Origin of the sequence: Shouchella patagoniensis, from assembly GCF_002019705.1 — a bacterium.
GTDB lineage: Bacteria > Bacillota > Bacilli > Bacillales > Bacillaceae_D > Shouchella > Shouchella patagoniensis.
Map to the genome: position 1 here is coordinate 2,141,685 of NZ_KV917377.1, position 18,447 is coordinate 2,160,131.

16 protein-coding genes are annotated in these 18,447 nt (G+C 42.3%); 5 read left to right on the top strand and 11 right to left on the bottom strand.

Translation table 11 applies throughout. The features are described from left to right. Positions 1-119: 119 nt before the first annotated feature. Together BK584_RS11385 and BK584_RS11390 are read right to left on the bottom strand one after the other, a co-directional pair. Positions 120-1,130: a pectate lyase family protein gene (locus BK584_RS11385; protein ID WP_078392718.1), complete on the bottom strand. Its 1,011-nt coding sequence runs from the start codon at positions 1,128-1,130 to the stop codon at positions 120-122. Between the two features lie 265 nt (positions 1,131-1,395). Then, positions 1,396-2,265: an SDR family oxidoreductase gene (locus tag BK584_RS11390; RefSeq protein ID WP_078392719.1), complete on the bottom strand. Its 870-nt coding sequence runs from the start codon at positions 2,263-2,265 to the stop codon at positions 1,396-1,398. 208 nt (positions 2,266-2,473) lie between these two features. Here BK584_RS11390 and BK584_RS11395 point away from each other — a divergent pair, with 208 nt between their 5' ends. The 4 genes from BK584_RS11395 (at position 2,474) to BK584_RS11410 (ending at position 6,756) form a co-directional block, all read left to right on the top strand. Then, a complete protein-coding gene (locus BK584_RS11395) occupies positions 2,474-3,982 on the top strand; it encodes a spore germination protein (RefSeq protein ID WP_078392720.1) in 1,509 nt (502 codons plus the stop codon). Between the two features lie 13 nt (positions 3,983-3,995). Further along, complete coding sequence (locus BK584_RS11400; RefSeq protein WP_078392721.1) at positions 3,996-5,090, top strand: GerAB/ArcD/ProY family transporter; 1,095 nt, start codon at positions 3,996-3,998, stop codon at positions 5,088-5,090. Further along, on the top strand, positions 5,087-6,166 hold the full coding sequence (locus BK584_RS11405; protein WP_078392722.1) for a Ger(x)C family spore germination protein: 1,080 nt from the start codon (positions 5,087-5,089) through the stop codon (positions 6,164-6,166). The genes BK584_RS11400 and BK584_RS11405 overlap by 4 nt, the downstream gene beginning before the upstream one ends. 125 nt (positions 6,167-6,291) lie before the next feature. Continuing rightward, positions 6,292-6,756, top strand: coding sequence for an SRPBCC domain-containing protein (locus tag BK584_RS11410; RefSeq protein ID WP_078392723.1), 465 nt, complete (start codon positions 6,292-6,294; stop codon positions 6,754-6,756). A gap of 69 nt (positions 6,757-6,825) precedes the next feature. Here the strand turns inward: BK584_RS11410 and BK584_RS11415 are convergent, their stop codons facing one another. The 3 genes from BK584_RS11415 to BK584_RS11425 form a co-directional block, all read right to left on the bottom strand. Further along, a complete protein-coding gene (locus BK584_RS11415) occupies positions 6,826-7,629 on the bottom strand; it encodes a cytochrome c oxidase assembly protein (RefSeq protein ID WP_078392724.1) in 804 nt (267 codons plus the stop codon). Next, positions 7,626-8,114 (bottom strand): DUF2243 domain-containing protein, encoded by a 489-nt coding sequence (locus tag BK584_RS11420; protein WP_078392725.1) that lies wholly within the window; start codon positions 8,112-8,114, stop codon positions 7,626-7,628. The genes BK584_RS11415 and BK584_RS11420 overlap by 4 nt, the downstream gene beginning before the upstream one ends. 375 nt (positions 8,115-8,489) lie before the next feature. Continuing rightward, a complete protein-coding gene (locus tag BK584_RS11425; protein ID WP_078392726.1) occupies positions 8,490-8,702 on the bottom strand; it encodes a hypothetical protein in 213 nt (70 codons plus the stop codon). Between the two features lie 178 nt (positions 8,703-8,880). Here BK584_RS11425 and BK584_RS11430 point away from each other — a divergent pair, with 178 nt between their 5' ends. Continuing rightward, the gene (locus tag BK584_RS11430) at positions 8,881-10,437 is read left to right on the top strand and encodes a BCCT family transporter (RefSeq protein ID WP_078392727.1); all 1,557 of its coding nucleotides are present in this window, start codon (positions 8,881-8,883) and stop codon (positions 10,435-10,437) included. A 56-nt stretch (positions 10,438-10,493) separates the two neighbouring features. On the opposite strand, the gene BK584_RS11435 is transcribed toward BK584_RS11430, so the two are convergent. The 6 genes from BK584_RS11435 to BK584_RS11460 form a co-directional block, all read right to left on the bottom strand. Further along, positions 10,494-11,405: an AEC family transporter gene (locus BK584_RS11435; protein ID WP_078392728.1), complete on the bottom strand. Its 912-nt coding sequence runs from the start codon at positions 11,403-11,405 to the stop codon at positions 10,494-10,496. Positions 11,406-11,494: 89 nt separating this feature from the next. Continuing rightward, on the bottom strand, positions 11,495-12,928 hold the full coding sequence (locus BK584_RS11440; RefSeq protein WP_078392729.1) for an aldehyde dehydrogenase family protein: 1,434 nt from the start codon (positions 12,926-12,928) through the stop codon (positions 11,495-11,497). Positions 12,929-12,962: 34 nt separating this feature from the next. Continuing rightward, positions 12,963-13,829, bottom strand: a complete 867-nt coding sequence (locus tag BK584_RS11445) for a class II fructose-bisphosphate aldolase (RefSeq protein WP_078392730.1) — start codon at positions 13,827-13,829, stop codon at positions 12,963-12,965. Between the two features lie 17 nt (positions 13,830-13,846). Beyond that, complete coding sequence (locus tag BK584_RS11450; RefSeq protein ID WP_078392731.1) at positions 13,847-15,010, bottom strand: diphosphate--fructose-6-phosphate 1-phosphotransferase; 1,164 nt, start codon at positions 15,008-15,010, stop codon at positions 13,847-13,849. Beyond that, positions 15,007-16,353, bottom strand: coding sequence for a sulfoquinovose isomerase (gene sftI, locus BK584_RS11455; RefSeq protein WP_078392732.1), 1,347 nt, complete (start codon positions 16,351-16,353; stop codon positions 15,007-15,009). The genes BK584_RS11450 and sftI overlap by 4 nt, the downstream gene beginning before the upstream one ends. Positions 16,354-16,421: 68 nt before the next feature. Next, positions 16,422-18,437, bottom strand: coding sequence for an alpha-glucosidase (locus BK584_RS11460; RefSeq protein ID WP_078392733.1), 2,016 nt, complete (start codon positions 18,435-18,437; stop codon positions 16,422-16,424). Positions 18,438-18,447 lie beyond the last annotated feature (10 nt).

Genomic DNA, 18,447 nt, shown 5'->3' on the forward strand with positions numbered 1-18,447 from the left:
GAAGATCACCTTTTTTTAAGCTAATTCGTTAATTGAAGCAAAATCAAACAACTGCCCTGTTGAAACGGGGCAGTTGTTTGCATGTATGAGCATAAAAAAAAGAATTTTCTCACCACGTTTTAAGGCGTGATTTTCCCAACACCAGCATTCGCACGCACCACGTCTTTTACTTGGTTGACTGGTGTGACTTGGTAAGAATAAGGCGGGTTATACGTAATGGTTGAAGTCGTTGGAATTTCTCCTGTTGATTGATCAAAGCGATTGTTTATTAAGTGCCAATAGCCAACTTGGCTGCTATCTCGACTGACGATTGGATTGTTTGCTCTCTCAAATAGATTTTCCTCAATACGGACTTTTGCCCCCATGCGAGAATTGATGCCCGTTTCATTAATCCCATTGTAGTAGTTGCTATAAATGTGGGCTTCACCAAAGCGAATCGAAGGAACTCGAGAATTGAGGTTTTCAAAGTAATTATTATGGAAAGTGATTTTTCGATTGTATGAATCTGAATCAGAAGAGCCCATCAACATACTCTTCCAGCTATCATGTACGTAATTCCAAGAGAATGTAATATAGTCAGCATCTCTTTTTACATCAAACAACCCATCGTAATAATCTTTATGAACATCAAGACTATTATAAAGCTCGTTATGATCAACCCATATGTTTTTAGATGGTCCTTCTATGCTAATCGCGTCTTTATCTCCTATATTGACGTGATGGATTTTCAAGTTGCGAATAATCACATTGTTTGCTCGCCACACTTTAATGCCAATGCCATTTAATTCACCTTGAGTGCCTACCCCTAAAATGGAAACATCGTTTACATCTTTAATATCAATTTTGTTTGCAGATGTATTCGATGGCGTTATGGTACCGTTTACATAAATCGTCAGAGGTGTATTACTGCTTTTGTTTTTTAAGGCCGTAAGCAATTGATCTCCAGTAGAGACAGTGACGGTTTGGCCTCCAGCTCCTCCCGTTGTGCCGCCGTTAAGAGTCGCAAAACCTTGCATGGAAAAACCAGCATTGATCGTGGCTTCACTTTCCCCTTTAGCCATTGAGGGTATAGCGAAAATCCCAAACACGAGTAAAAGCATGGTCAATATCGATAAGACCTTTCTCAACATCCATCCCCTACTTTCCATTTGTTTAGTAACTTAAACGCAAGCCAATCAAAAACGCATCCCCTGCTTCCCATTTTGTTTAAGAACGTGGCATAGGCACCCACCTTTCCAAAGAATTAGATTTAGCATAGCATATTTTCAGAATAGTTAAATTGGGAAATAGCACAGAATGCCATTTTTTACATATGGACTTAGATGTTGGATTTATAAGCATAAACAGAAAAAAACCGTCTAGTTTAGTTAACTAGACGGTTTTTTTCTGTTTTTATTACGAGCTAATATAGTCCCCACCATTGATATGAATGGCTTGTCCTGTCATGTATGAAGAGTCGTTTGACGCAAGTAACACATAAGCACCTACAAGTTCACTTGGCTGTCCGACTCTTCCCATCGGCGTCTGCGTCCCAAATTCAGATACTTTCTCTTCGTCAAACGATGCTGGAATGAGCGGTGTCCATATTGGGCCAGGCGCCACGCTGTTCACGCGAATGTTTTTTGGCGCAAGGGATTGAGCCATCGACCGAGTGAAAGCAGTGATTGCACCCTTTGTACTTGTATAATCGATGAGCGATACATTGCCACGGTAGGCATTGATTGAGGACGTGTTGATAATCGCACTGCCTTCTTTTAAATGATCAAGGGCAGCTTTTGTGAAATAAACATAAGAATAAAAGTTTGTAGCAAATGTACGCTGCAACTGCTCCGCACTTAACTCACGTAAATCATTGACTGTATGTTGCTCTGCCGCATTGTTTACAAGGATATCAATTCCACCTAATTTAGCAACCGTCTGTTCTACACAGTCTTTACTGAAAGTCTCTTCCGCTATATCGCCAGAAATGAGGAGGCACTGTACCCCTTCTTTTTCGACTCGCTTTTTTGTGTCTTCCGCATCTTCGTGCTCATCTAAATACACGATTGCGATATGAGCGCCTTCCTTTGCGTAACCCACTGCAACAGCTCGTCCAATGCCCGAATCGCCACCAGTAATTAATGCAACTTTTCCCTTCAGTTTCCCTGTACCGATATGTGTATCATCTTCATAGATCGGACGTGGGTCCATCGCAGCTTCACTGCCTGGTTGTTTGTTCTGTTTCTGGGGCGGGATGCCCTCGGTTAAGTAATGAGTTAAATCCATTTCAAGAAGACCTCCTAGTTGTTGATAGTGTTGGTATTCCTAAAATGACAAGAGTTTAAACATCAAAATTTAACTTTAGGCTAGCTATTTTTATTCATCCTCTCTCTTTCCATGCACATTTAATCTTTGTTGAGATAAGAAATACGTGTATAGAAAGGAAGGACATTGTAGAAATTAACCATATGACGCAAGTAGGGTAGGGGTGCTTATGTTTAAACGCCGAAAGCAAAAACCTTTGGAGAACATACAAACGAAATCGGAAACGCCCAAGTCGCTAGAAGCTTTACTTGAGACTTGTCAAAAATCCGTTGATTTTCATTCCTTTAAACTGACTGAAGATAGTCCTTACCACGTCTATTATATAGAAACCCTTGTGAAACCTGAGTTGGTTCACGATGACATTCTCCTCTACTTAAAAAAATCGGAAAATACAACGTTACTTGACCTCAAAAAAGACGTTCCAGTAGGAGATACGAAAATTCTCAGTGGAGTGCCCGAAATTGAAGAAGCATTAATGTTAGGCCATGTCCTTGTTCGTTCAGAAGTAAATCCGAATGAAGTTCTCTCCATCCCTGCTCTCTTTAGTGAGACACGGTCCATTTCCGCTCCAGAAGTGGAATTTAGTGTTGTCGGTCCGAAAGATGCTTTTGTTGAACCACTTAACCTTAATTTAAACCTTATTCGCAGGCGACTTCCGATTTCAACACTCATTGTTGATGAAATCAAAGTCGGAGATTTAAGTCATACCAGAATCGCAATCCTACATATTAAAGGAATTGCTGATACAGCGAATGTACATACAGCTATCCAACGAATTAGAGATATTCAGTATGATCAGATTGCTGATAGTTCTTTCATTGCTCAAATGATCTCTGATCATTCATCTTCTCCTTTCCCTCAATTAATCGATACGGAAAGACCAGACCGAGTATCCAGCGCACTTGCCGAAGGAAAGGTCGTCATTATTGTTGATGGTTCACCCCAAGTTTTAACAGGTCCTACCACACTTATCGAATTCTTTTCGGCTTTTGAAGATTACTTTATCGCTTGGCCACTCGCTTCCATTTTTCGACTTATTCGCTTAGTGGCTGTTCTTTTTTCAACGCTCTCGACGGCATTGTATGTCTCAGTTGTGACGTATCATTATGAAATGATTCCAAGTAGGTTATTGGATACGCTCGTCTCTTCAAGAATTGGCATTCCCTTGCCTCCTATCGTGGAGGCCATCGTATTGGAACTTGTCATTGAATTGCTGCGAGAAGCTGGGGCAAGATTACCCACGAAAATCGGTCAAACAATTGGGATTGTTGGCGGGATTGTGATTGGGACGGCAGCTGTCGAAGCTGGTTTAACAAGCAATGTCTTACTTATTGTCGTCGCCCTTACGGCACTGGCTTCCTTTACTACACCCGTTTATCAGATGAGTAATGCGATTCGATTGATCCGATTTCCGTTTATTCTATTCGCTCAATGGCTTGGCTTTTTAGGTGTCTCCATTTGTTTTGCGTTCTTGTTAAGTCACTTGCTCAAGCTAACTTCATTAGGTAGACCCTATTTAAGTCCCATTTATCCTTTGCGCGCAACTGATTTCAAAGATGCATTTTTCCGGCTGCCGTTTAATCTACAATGGCAGCGCCCGATCTCCGTACGAAGTCAACAAACAACTCGCAGTAAGCCACATGATAAGCGCAAAAAACGACGCGATATTGAGGAATAGGAGGATACCGACAATGCCACTTTTACAAATAAAGGAATCCAAGCAGGTCTCCCCCTTTTTTTCCTTTTATATACTCGTCGGCATGCAGGTTGCCGTTGGAATTCTCGGATTCCAGCGTATCCTCACTCAACATGCGGGACAAGATGCTTGGATAGCCATCCTAATATCCGGACTTTCCATACACGTTCTCTTATGGATCTCTTATCGGATATTAAACAAAGGGAAAGGCGATTTAGTTGCGATTCAAAAAGACTTATTGGGCCCTTTCATTGGCACTGTAGTAAATAGTTATTTCGTCTTATACTACGCCCTGTTTGTCCTTGTTGTCTTACGGACTTACATTGAAGTCATTCAAGTATGGATGTTTCCAGAGGTGCACCCCTGGGTTTTAGCCGCTCTCATTCTTTATCTCGTCTATTCTTTTGTCAGTGGTGGATTGCGTGTCGTTGTTGGGATCAGCGTCTTAAACTTTTTTATAGGGTTACCATTATTTCTTTCTCATATTTTTATGTTTCCACACGCTCACGTATACAATTTATTGCCCGTGCTGGAACACTCGTTTCAAGAAATGATGTTCGCAACCAAAGCGATGACTTTAAATTATTTAGGCTTTGGCGTTATCTTTATGATTTATCCTTTTTTCAAACAAGCGCCATCCTCTCAAAAATGGGCCCAAGCTGGAGTCTCTTTTACAGTATTCACCTATCTGTTCACAATGATCACAAGTCTTATTTATTACAATCAAAATCAACTTGCAAACACGATTTGGCCCACTTTAACAAGTTGGAAAATCGTCAACCTTTCTGTCGTAGAAAGATTTGAATACATCGGTCTTTCGATTTGGTTTTTTATTATTCTTTCCAATCTTGCTATCGGATTATGGGCAGCTAGTCGTACGGCTAAGCGAACCTTCCCAGTCTCGCAACGGACCGCCTTAAGAGTCATTATCATAATTCTTTTCGGTTGTTCTTTCTTTTTTGTCGACCGTGAAAGCATCGACCGTTTGAATGGCATCGCATCGGAAATCGGATTTTACACGATTTATGTCTATATCCCGTTCCTCTTCATCATCCAAGCGATTCTATATAAAGTGAGGGAAAAAAGATGAAAAGCAAACTAATACTACTTGGCGTTTGCCTTTTTTGTCTCGCCGGTTGTACGCCAAAAACAAAAGTAATAGAAGAGATCCAATTAGTCCAAGCTCTTGGCTACGATTATGTAAATGATGAAGAATTCCTAGGAGTTGCAGGGACCCAAATCACTCGTCCAGGAGAAGAAACCTTACCAGAGAATGAAATCTTTACAGCTACTGGAAAAACTTCGCGCATGATCCGAAAGAAAATTCAAACCGAATCGTCCAAAACGCTGGTTGAAGGTAGAATCGGCTTGTTGCTTATGAATAAAGAACTTGCCGAACAAGGCATTTACCATTTTATTAATACGTTTGAAAGAGATTCGATGATTGGAAGGGATATTCACTTGGCTATCGCAGAAGAGACGTCCCTCGAGATTCTTTCAGGAGACTATAACTTGGACATTACTGTGTTTGAGTATTTAAATGAATTAATGGAAGAAAGCAACAAGGAAATCCTCCCTGAAACAAACTTACACACCGTGTTATACCAGTACTATGGAGATGGAATGGATCTGTTTTTACCTGTAATGGACAAGAAAAAGGATCGGGTTTTCGTCATTGGACTTGCTTTATTTAATGACGATGTGCTGGTCCACCAATTGAACGTCAGGGAAGCATCTATCTTTAAATTGTTGTACGAACGATTCAGAGGGGGATATTATATTATTGAAGTCGATCCTGACACACATGTTAGTGTAGAAAGTGTTAACGCAAGCCCAACGTATAAAATTTATGAAGATCACACTGGCATTCACGTTGGCATACAAGTTGAAGTCAAAGGGTTAGTAAGTGAAAAAGAACAAATTGACACGTCTAAGGAGAGAAATATACAAAAAATACAAAAAGCTGGCATACGTGAATTTGAAGAGAAAATGACAGCACTGATCACAACTTTTCAGGAGCTAGGAATCGATCCTTTAGGCATTGGCGATCGAGCGAGAAGCCAAATTAGACATTTAAACTTCAAGGAGTGGGAACGCCTATACCCTCATATCCCAATTGATGTAGACGTTACTCTTGAAATTATTGGATCAGGAATTACGGAGTAGATGACTTGATTTTGAAGCACGGACACTATTTAATTTATAGGAATGCACATTATCTTTTCTCAGTTAAACGATGTAGAAAAGGTGATTGCACAACATACATATCAACGTTAAAGGAGAGATAAACCATGGGTAAGGAACTATCAGTACGTACCGAAATACTCATTCATGCTTCACCCGCTTATGTATGGGAGGTGCTTGTAAACCCTAAATACGTGGCCGAATGGGATGAGCTGCCAGAAGATTATCCAACTGAACGAATGACAGTGGGAAGTAAAGTGATCTGGGACCTTCCAAACGGAGAGCAATCAATAACCAAAATCATTAAAGCAGATAAAGAAAAAGAATTAGTGATTGCACTTTTAGGCACCGGTTGGGAAATGAAACCCACTGAGGGAGACGTGGCTTACCATTACACTCTAATAGAAAGAGGCGACAAAACGTTAGTAACGCTGTGCATTGGTGATTTCTCTTTACTTAAAGATGGGCAAATGTATTATGATGCTTCTGTTGAATTTGCTGACAATGCAAAAACAACAATTAAAAGACTCGCAGAAAGCATGCAGGATTTTAGAAAAGACCTTCATTTATGATCAAATGCATTTTTTAAGAGTCTAGATTCAAACTACGGCGTTTGTCCCACCCTTCATCAGCTGTGTGTTCTAACCACTTACCGGATAACCCGCCTCTTTAGGTCTTGTTGATTTATACCATTGGGCACAAAGAATAACAATGATCACAAGATCAACTGCGTCCCCTCCATAATACATAAGCATCCCCCCAGCTTCCGCTTCGACTCGTGGGACGCCGTCCGGAGGGAACGCATAAATATATTTAGATAGAATTTTGTGTCCTGCTAAGGCAAATACGAGTACCAAGGAGCGATAAAGATAACTATAGCGATAAGGGATTGGGTCGATATATAACAGCATCGCTGCAAAAAAGTAACCCGCTAAAAAAATGTGTAAATGGACAAGCACATGAATCCACATAGTCGTTTCCATCAGATGGAATAGACTCGTTGTGTATAGAAGCCAAAGTCCTCCTATATTTAATAGAGCAGGGACAACCGGATTCGAGAGAATATGGATAGGTCTGCTTCTTAAAACAGCCGTTACACTTCTAGCTTGGCTCGTCCGCAATGACCGTAATAGAAGCGTCATTGGAGCTGCTAGTACCATTAATAATGGACCAAGCATTCCTAGAAGCAAGTGACCAAACATATGAACAACAAAACGTTCATGGGCAGCCGTTGCCATTGGATTCACAACAGTGACGATACATAAGAAACTACCTACTACCCATAATAGTGTACGCGATGCTGCCCAAGACCTCCCTTTGCGCTTCGATAAGATTACCGCCGTGACATATAGAATGATACCAATCACAAAAGGCAGACCTAATAGGAGTTGGGCAAGGAAATCGATTGAGTGAGCAGCATGTGCTTCGCCGTGATGATGACTCATGATTCTCCTTCACTCCTCTTCTCCTTCATCGTTCTTTGTGTTTGATAAATGATTGTCCCTCCAATCATGGCAATGACTGCGGCAAGGATGTTCCATGTTAAATCATAAGGAAGAAGATCGACCCCATAGCGAATTTGATGAAGACCTAGAACTTTATGCTGGATAAGGCCATCATATAAGTTAAACAAGCCTACGCCAAACAACAAACCACCTACCCAGCGCTTTCCCCACCAAGCGCCTCTCCGTCTTAAATCAGCAAACATAAAGAGAGCACCGACGGTCGCAAACCAACTAAACGCATGGAAAATTCCGTCTGATATCAGTCCTACCTGTGTCGTAGAGCGATCATAAAAATGATGCCAATTAAGTAATTGGTGGAACACCACCTCATCAATAAAAGCCACCATACCAAGACCAAATAAAAAACCTGACAAAAGATTTCGACGAGAATAAAGAAACTGTTTTTGATTTAAGGCTTTTCCCATATTACCGAACTCTCCTTTCACTTAGCTATGTATTAAAAGTAAGCATTCTCCACTCTAAGAGAGAGAACAAGCCTCTAAGCCTCTCCTATTTTTCTAGGTCTTTCTTAAACCTTTTCTATATGGAATACCCCTCTTTTTCGCTCTGTTAATGAAATCTATCTTTTTAAACGCATCCGAGTTTTTCACTATCCTTCCCACTCTTTCTATCTGACAAACGTAAGCATAAGGCTCATTCGGCACAATGAATAATCATTTTCTCTACCCTTCTCCTTTAATTACGATAAAAAAAGCCGCATCATGCAGCTTCTTATCTCTCTTCGCCTCTATTACATTGTCTCTTGGTCATTCATTTGCCACCAGATGGTTCATTTGTCCCTACTCTTTATTCAAGTCAGTCACTTCAAAATGGGTTACGTTACTTGAGCGCACAATCACCTCTTCTTCTCCCATCATCCCAAATGAAACAAATGTGTTTTTCGATAAGGAATCATCAATTGATCTCACTGCTTTTTTAACATCGTCCTCTCTTTCAGCTTCAAATACGGGCTTGTCTTTTCCTACCACGTATACTTTCATCCGATAAGCCATTCTTCTATCAATCTCCTTTTATAGATAATGTAGTTTCTCTTTACCCTTTGAAACGAACATTCATGCATCCATACAGCAATTCAGAAAAAAAAGTAACACACATCTTTTTTTGGTTCATGTTTTAGCCTTATTTTAGGCGGGTACTTAAAAAAAGGATTTTAAAAATGGAGTGGATTTCATGAAAAAGAATAAAAGCAAACTATGGCTCATAGAGAAGCGAATCGTTATTCCTTCTATTGTGATTATTGCGATCGTTAGTATTCTTTTCGCTATGTACACAAACGAATCAATCGAATTATTAGATCTTATTTTCAACACGCTTGTCAATCTATTTGCGTGGGGTTATTTATGGTACGCCCTATTAATTGTTGGGGCTGGGTTATTGTTGGCTTATTCTAAATATGGGAAAGTTGTTTTAGGAAACCCTACCGAAAAACCGCGCTATACCTTATTTGAGTATGCTTCCATCTTAGTTGCGATGGGAGTTGGGGCAACCTTAATGCGGACAGGAATGGTGCAATGGAGTGAAGTCGCGATCGATCCGCCTTTCGGTTTAGAGCCAGAATCAATGGATTCGCTACTTACGGGAAATGCCTACAGCATGTTTTTATGGAGCTTTCAAACCTTCGCCGTCTTTGTAATGGCAGCTCCGGCGATGGGCTATATTTTACACGTACGAAAAAAATCTAAAATGCGCATTTCCGAAGCATGCCGCGTCCTATTTGGAGACAAATTCACTAATGGACTTGGCGGTATTGTTTTAGATACATTGTTTTTAGTTTCGATTCTTGCCGGTGCCGCTGTTACATTAGGACTTGGAACACCGATTGTGACGGAAAACCTCGCAGAATTGTTTAACATGGATGTGACCTTTTTATTAACGATGATCGTCACGCTTGTCTGGGTACTCGTTTTTTCATTTAGCGCCTATGTCGGGATAGATAAAGGAATTAAACGGTTAAGTACACTAAATATGTATCTCGCTGGCATTTTTGCACTTTTTATTCTGATCGTTGGTCCTGGTGTTTTTATTTTAAGTTTCTTTACAGATTCAGTTCGTCAACTGTTTTCTAGTTATATCGATTTCTCCCTCTATACAAATGCACTTGGAACAGACGGCGGTAGCCATATTGAAAGCCATACGATTTTCTGGTTTGCTTATAACGCGACGTGGGCGATGCTTCATGGTGTTTTCGCTGCAGTTGTATCAAAAGGACGAACGATTAAAGAAATGATTCTCACGTATTTATTCGCACCAACACTATTGTCTTGGTTCGCAACAGGTATCCTTGGCGGACTTGGTGTTGAGCGTTTCGTGAATGGAGATGTTCCTGTTTTGGACCTTGTTCGTGATGGAGAACCAGTCTCTGCTGTCCCGCAGATTCTTGCATCATTACCATTTCCAGCCATTATAATTGGTGTTTTTACACTTATTGCAATGATTTTCTTAGTAACAACACTCGACTCGACGACCTATACAATCGCAACATACATGTCGAAACAAGATATGAGCAAACACGCGCCTTCCAAATATTTACGTATTTTTGTTGCGTTGGTAATTACAGTACTTGCGCTCACATTAATGAATATTGGAGGACTAGCTCCACTCGAAGTGCTTTCAGGACTTATGGGCATTCCTATTATCGTCATTCAGGTATTTATGGTCATAGCTGCTAAAAAAATGATGGACGAGGATAAAGCTTGGTTGCATAACGTGAGAAAAGAGGAGAAGTAATCAAAAGGAACATGACGCTGGCGTCATGTTCCTTTTTACGCGGTTATAAAAATATACTAAATCCACATCCCTGCAATCACAATGACAACAGGCAATGTAAACGCACTAAGTATCGTTGTGACAAGTGTAGCTGCAGAAACATTCATAGGATCGGTCTGAAATTGCATGGCATAAATCGTTGTATTTGCGGCTGTTGGCGTCGCTGCTAAGATGACAATGACTTGTTTTGTTAATGGTTCGAGCGGCAAGACTGCAACAAGTCCAAGAGCAAGTAGAGGTGACACAATCAGCCGCAAGCTTGTTGCTATGGAAAGGTTTTTCCACTCGATGTTCGTAAGCTGGACGGCCCCTAATTGGACACCTAGGCTTAACATAATAAAAGGAATGGCCGCACTAGCTATCAGTTCCACTCCTGCAAGAATTCCTGTTTGCAAGGATATCCCCGTTGTTTGAAAGAACAAACCTAATAAGGCCGCGTACACCATTGGCATTTTTCCTATTCGCCTAATGGATTGTTTCACACTTAACTGCGCTTCTCCACCTTTTGCAGCGTAATAAACACCAATCGTTGCCATCAACAACTGCTGGATCACCATGAGCACAATGGCTATTTGCGCACTAGCTGCACCAAATAAAAAAATAACAAGTGGTGTCCCGTAATTTCCATTATTCATAAAGGCAGAAGATAAAACGAGTCCACAACGTTCTTGTTCGCTTACCTTCATACAAGCTGAAAGAATTGTGACCAGAAGAATGATGCCAATTATGATCCCAACTAAAGCAATTGCCATATATCCGTAGGCAGTGGTTATCGTTTCTTGATAAAAAGTCCGAAACACAAGAAACGGAATAAAAACAAAGATTGCGAGTTTAGACAGTACGGTTGGATCAATTGACACCGTACGCTTTATGATGAATCCGACAAACAAAACAAAAAAGATTGGCAAAATGACGTTGACTAGATGCATGCGCCCCCCTCCTCACACGTACACTGTGCGCGTCCACAATTGGTTAAATCAGAAAAAGAAACCCAGACAAAATCTGGGTCTGATTCTTTCTATAAGTTCAATACGACGAGACGTTCCTCCGTCATTTCTTCGATTGCATATCTCGGTCCTTCTTTTCCTGTCCCGCTTTGCTTCACCCCACCATAAGGCATTTGGTCCACACGGTAACCGGATGTATCGTTCACAATCAGACCGCCTACTTCAATTTGCTCGGCTGCTTTCATTGCAAAGGAAAGGCTATTCGTAAACAACCCTGCCTGCAACCCGTAACGGGACTGATTAACTTTCTCGATCACCTCATCTTCAGTGGAGTAAGGAAGGACAGAAACAACAGGGCCAAAAACTTCTTCACTGCAAACTTTCATCGTTTCCTTGACGTTTGTTAAGATGGTTGGCGTAAATAAAGCACCATCGCGCTTTCCTCCCACCTCAACTTTCGCTCCTTCTTTAACAGCTTCGTTTACCCACGATTCGATCCGCACTGCTTCTTTTTCTGCAATCATTGGTCCGACTTGCGTCGCCTCATTTTTCGGATCGCCTACGACTAGTCCTTCGGTGGAGGAAACAAGTTTTTCTAAAAACGGTGTAAAGACCGTTTCATGGACGAAGACTCGTTGAACAGAAATACATACTTGACCCGCATTATTAAAGCTTTTTTGAGCCACTAGGTTTGCAGCTACGTCTAGGTGGGCATCAGCGTGAACAATCGTAGCCGAATTATTGCCTAACTCCAAGGCTACTTTGCGTAAACCTGCTTTTTCTCTAAGCAACTTGCCTACTTTTGGGCTCCCAGTAAACGTCACCATCTTAACAGCTTCACTTTCAAGCAACCAATCTCCAATTGAAGGACCATCGCCTGTTAACACGTTCAAGCGCCCTTTCGGCAATCCTGCTTGACGAAACAATTCCGCTAACCTTAATGCACAAAGCGGTGTCGTCTCAGCCGGCTTCAAGATCACACTATTTCCTGCCGCTAATCCAGGTCCTACTTTATGGCAGACAAGATTAAGCGGGACATTAAACGGGGTAATCGCCGCAATCACACCAACCGGCACACGGCGAGTAAACGCCTGACGATTTGGCGAATCCGGAGCTGCTTCAATGGGGACACCCATTCCATGTATTCGTTTCGCTTCTTCAGCTGAAATTTCTAGCGTCAACACAGCTCTACCTACTTCACCGCGGGCCTCTGCTATTGGCTTGCCCACTTCTGCAGCGAGCAGTAACGCAAACTCTTCTTGGTTTGCTTTTAACTGTTCCGATACTTCTTTTAAAACGCGATACCGATCATATGGCGCAAAAGCATGATTCTGCGCCTCTTTCGCCGAAGCAATTGCATGCCTTACATCGTCTTTCGTACAAGTCGAAACACACGCGATTGTCTCTCCTGTATATTTATCAAATACAGGTTCCATTTCCATTGATTTCGTCCATTCTCCCTCAATGAATAGCGCCAGTTCTTCCTGTTTCAAATCCATATTCATCACTCCCTTTAATTATAGGTACCTACCTTTATGTTTATAAAAAGGCACTTGCTTTGTTTTCACTTCCAAAACAACGTATCTTCTCACGCACTTTTTCTACCATACGTTTCGTACCTAAACCTAACGTTTCGGCAACGACAATATTTGCAGGATCTGCTTTGAACGCTTCCTGGACCCCTCTAGTAAAAGCTTGACGCAATTCAGTATCCACATTAATCTTTGAAACTCCAAGAGCAATCGCTTTTCTCACTTGCTCATCTGGTACATCGGAACCTCCGTGAAGGACAATTGGACGATTGACTTTACGAACGATTTCTTCAAGACGTTCCAACCGAATATGAGGTGTTTGCTTATACAAGCCATGGGCAGTACCAATGGAAACAGCCAAATAGTCAATATCTGTCGCTTCAGCAAATGAAACGGCTTCTTCCGTTGTTGTGATTTGGGCATCCTTTTCGTTCACTGTAATATCGTCTTCGGTTCCACCAATTTTACCGATTTCGCCTTCACAGCCTATCCCAAGCGCCTTTGCACTATTTGCGACCTCTTTTGTTATTTGCGCATTTTCAGTAAAGGATTTAGCGGAACCATCGTACATAACGGACTGAAAACCTAATTGGATCGCTTGCATCGTTTGGGCATATTCACGACTATGGTCAAGGTGAATGGCAACAGGTACATGATATTGCTTTGCAAAAGCGTCAATCATAGCTTTCATCGGTTCCATACCTAGTGTTTGAATCACTTTCTGTCCTACTTGAATCATAACTGGGGCTTGTTCCTCTTGTGCAGCGATAAAGATTGCCTGAACCGTCTCAGCATTATGTGCAGAAAATGCCCCGATTCCATATTGATGTTGAAAAGCGTGTTCGATCATGTGTTTCCCGCTAATAAAAGGCATATTTTTTCGCTCCATTTCTATTTATTTATTGTTTTATTCATCGGTAAGGGATCCGGAAAAGGAGAAAGCTCTCCAACTAAAGGTTTTAACCATTTGTAATAAGCTGACTGGTCTCGTAAAAATTCATCTGGCATCAAACGTTCTCCGTAAGCAGCCACTTCTTCAAGTGGGACAGAAATGACAGTTGCTTCGTAGGGATTTGTACGGTGCCGTTTAATCGCTGCCATGACTCCTGACTTACCGAGGTCCAAAAGGTTTGCTCCTTCCACACCAAGCTGAAGTGCTTCTTGATAATCAAGACCCGATACACTAGCCAGATCGCACCGTTGATTCATACCAAGCAATTCAGCCCGGACATGAACCGGAAAAGTCTGTTTAACAATCTGTGCCAAATGTTCGGATATGCCACCGAGAACAGGACGTCCATTCACTAACTCATTTTCCACTTGCCTACTACCTTCTAAACGGAAGCCTTCACTGACGACCACAAGCGCATAGCCATTTAATATAAGTGCTTCTTGTATGCTTGTAAGCAGCTCTTCTTTTGAACCTGGGCGCTCTGGCAAGCCTACATAACACGGCTGATCTGCTTCATTTGTGCAAACGAGCCCTGCCGATGCAGCAAGCCATCCAGCGTTTCTTCCCATTGTCTCTAAAATACGCACTTGTTCAAAGTTTTTCATTGAAGCAAGATCACGGCTCATCGCTTGTGTTGTCTGGGCAACATACCGAACCGCGCTCCCAAAGCCAGGCGCGTGGTCTGTCCCACCTAAATCATTATCAACCGTCTTTGGCAGACCGATGATTTGTAACGCATACCCCTTTGCTTTTGCGAGCTGGCCAATTTTACTTAACGCTTCCATTGTCCCATTGCCCCCAATAAAGATAAGCGCTTCAATCCCTTCCTCATACATGCGCTGGACCGCTTTTTCTAGATGGCTTTCTTTTAATGGAAATCGACCGGACCCAAGGCAAGAACCTGGAACTGTCCTGTGTAAATCGATTTGTGCCAAAAGCTCTTCGGTCCCATGAAACCACTCTCCTTCCACAAGACCTTCGTAGCCATCCCGGACAAAAAACAATTCATACTCTCTGTTTGATAAGGCATTCACCAAACTTGCAAGCGAAGCATTAAACACCGCTGTTGGCCCTCCCGCCTGGCCAATAACCACTTTCTTCATGCGCGTCCCTCCGTGTATACATGGGTTGGCAAACCTAATTGGTTACCCAGTTCCACAAGCTCATCACATACATCCCCATAAACAAGCGCATAATGAGGTTCAAATCCTTCTTTCATTAAACTGTTTAACGTATCCGTCGCGTCTGTTTCAAGTTTAATTTCCACGGAAGTACCGTTGAAACGTTTCGGTGTATCAAGGGCATCTCCTCGCATAATAAGCAACCGGTAATTGTCTTGCTTTGTGTAGCTGACCCTAAACATGGTCACTTTCCCTGGTTTTAATCCAAACTCCATCGTAAAACCAATTTTCCGGTTCGGATGAACACCTGGCGTCGCCCCGGACGCAGGATGAGCAAGTGAATACGCCCCCGCTCCACAATGCCAAAGCACAACCGAGTTGCTCGCTTCATTCAAATGAACCATGTCTCCAAGATACGGTGCACTGGCTGAAAGCTCTTGCAAGATATACATTGATAACGCCCCGTGAATATCCGATTCACAAGAAGAGACAAGCCCTTCTTCTGTTAAATGCGACAATGTAGAGCACGCCGCCGCTCCTAACTCGGTAAAAAAATCAGGCCAACAGCGAATAGCTAAACCGGCTAACTGTTTTTCCTTTATTTCTGATTTCATATGCGTCGTAAATTGGGCAAACCGAGTCACCGTTTCATCAGAACGATTCAAGCCAATCACTTGTTTTTCAGCTTGTTGCAGAGCCCCCTCATATTGTTCTTTGGGAATTCTCTTGCTCGCTTGAAATGCTTCCATTAAATCAAGATGAACCGTCTCCACACCAAACTGGGCGAATAACGCTTCGTCATCTGTCCCGGAGAAAAAGAAACCCGGTGGGTGTTCTCCAACAACACCCACTTTCACTGTCTTCAGTTGTTCAATCACTTGCATGATTCTTGTTTTTCTTTGAATCGTTTGCCTCACTTGATGTTCTTCTGGATTGCCAAAAACAAATTCATATGGTCTACCAGCTGAACGAAGCACATGGCACGTGCTATTCCCGCCTGTTAACGAGTTAAGACGCAAGCGGCCACCAATGCTTGGTTCGCGCACAGACCAGACGAGCACTGGTGCTTTTAGCTGTTTCATCGTTTCTTCAATAAACTCTCCATCAGCAAATGTTACGCTTTGATAAATGATGAGCTTCACCTGTTCTAAGTTAATTGATTCAAGGTAGCGAACGAGTTCATCTGGCGAAGTCAACAACTCATCAGGCAAAGATACTTTCTCCAAGAAAAGAGAATGAAGCAAATCTTTACTGCGCCTAAGTTGATCATTGGCTGCCTCAAGGTCAAACGTTTTACGAGCAATCGGTAAATAGACAATCGTCATAATTTACTCCCTTTCTGCATAGACATCTCTTTAAAGATAACATAGATAACGATGTTTAAAAATAGATACTAACCTATTAATGTATCAAACAAAGAACGAAACGAAGATGATTTCCTGTAAAACACAGGTGGTTCTCCAAGCGGAGCTTGAATCGAGTAGGTGACCCCGCCTGTATATTCTTTACCAGACCAGAAATGGACCCACTCCTCTTCTGGTAAATACACGTCCCACTCTGTTACCCCCTGTTGATGCACAGGAGCAACTAACAAGTCTGCTCCTAACATGTACTGATAAGGTTGATCATAACTTTTCTCATCCGTCTCAAATTCCATGAACAAAGGGCGTTGTACAGGGACCCCGTGCCTTGCGTTTTCGCTAACACACGCCTTCATATATGGAGCCAAAGCCACATAAATATTCGTCATTCTCACAAAATGAAGCAACGTCTCTTCATCATCATCAAATTGGAAACAATCATCTGGCCGATTCCCTTCGTGGGTTCGCATTACTGGTGTAAATGCAGCCATATCTACCCAACGTAAAAGCAATTCTTTGGAGCGCTTATTGCCATGTAAACTCGTATAACCGCCAATGTCGCTATGGCTAATACCAGAACCAGTCATTCCAGCAGACAAAGCAGCTGGGATCGTCGAAGCTAATCCATCATCGACACTCCAATTAACACTTTGATCTCCCGCCCACAAAAGTGGGCAGTAGCCCTGTGTGCCCGTGTAACCAGCACGCATAAAATAGACGATGTCTCCCTTGCGTCCAGCTTCACAAACCGCGTCATGATTGACTTTCGCCCATAAGGTTGGCCATTCGTTGTGCGCAAGTTTGGCTGGTTTGCCATTAAATAAGGAGACATCAGTCGGCAAATACTCACCAAAATCAGCCATCCAACCATCAAGACCAAAGTCAATTAAGTTCGTCTGGATCACTCGTTTATACCATTCAGATGCATCAGGGTTAGTGAAATCAACGACCCCGCAATCAAATTCGCCAAAATCAACGAGATAGTCGCTACCGTCTTCTTTTGTCGCTAAATAGTTCAATTGCTTTGCTTCTTGATAAAGGTCCCCATCAACAGCTACATATGGATTAATGTAGCCTAGTAATCGAATTCCTTTATCTTTCCACTCCCATACCTTTTCATTTAGAGCTGGATATTCTTCCTCATTCCAGCGCCAATTCCACATCAAGCGTTTCCCGAAGGACGTAATCCGCTTCCCTTGCCAGTCCTGCGTCCAAATCGCTCCGATTTTCAACCCTTTTTCAAGCGCACGCTCAACCTTCTTCTCAACGACATCTGTACCGCCCTGAAGACCAAGCCAGATCCCATTGTATGTCCAGTCGGGCAACTCTGGCTGGTTGCCAAAACGATTGGATAATTTCCCTGCAAGTTCCTTATACGATTTGCCACTTTCAAACACGATTTCTCTTGGCACTTCCCAAATTTCCAGTTCATGAAACTCATCATGGCGGAAATTAAAATCGGCATAAGCAGTCGTCTCCACATGACAATAATATTTTCTAGAAGAGATGATTGTAGGGAGCGGAAAGTTTGTCGTATAATAATCGCCACCAGCCTTGTCTTTTACATCAGCTTGCCAGGTTGTATACGTATTTTTGTTACGCCCCACCCCGGGCTCCGACGTCCAAAGCGGGAAGTTCTTTCCTCGAAGGTTCAAATAGCTGAGCTGTTCGCCGCAACCAAACACCCTTTCTGTTGGTTGTGCTTCTAGCCTAAGCCAAAAACGATTCCACACGTTTCCGTCTAAATGAAAGGTAAGTGTAAGGGCCTCCTCTTTTTTTGCAATCGCCACCGTTAAAGTCGTTTGTTTATAAGCAAGCTTGACGTGGTCGGAATCAAACGACTGTAATTCTAATGGAACTCTGCTCTCCACATAATCGTTAATGTCGAAATTCCCTCGGTACATCTCCATCGTCTCAATGCCTGTCCCAGCAAAAAATGCAGGCCTATCCTCTGTATGTTTAATGAGCAGCATCCCTTCGAGCCAAATCTCAACCCCTCGATTGATCTTGATGACCTCATACTCTTTAACCACTATATTGTCCGACATTCTGTCATCC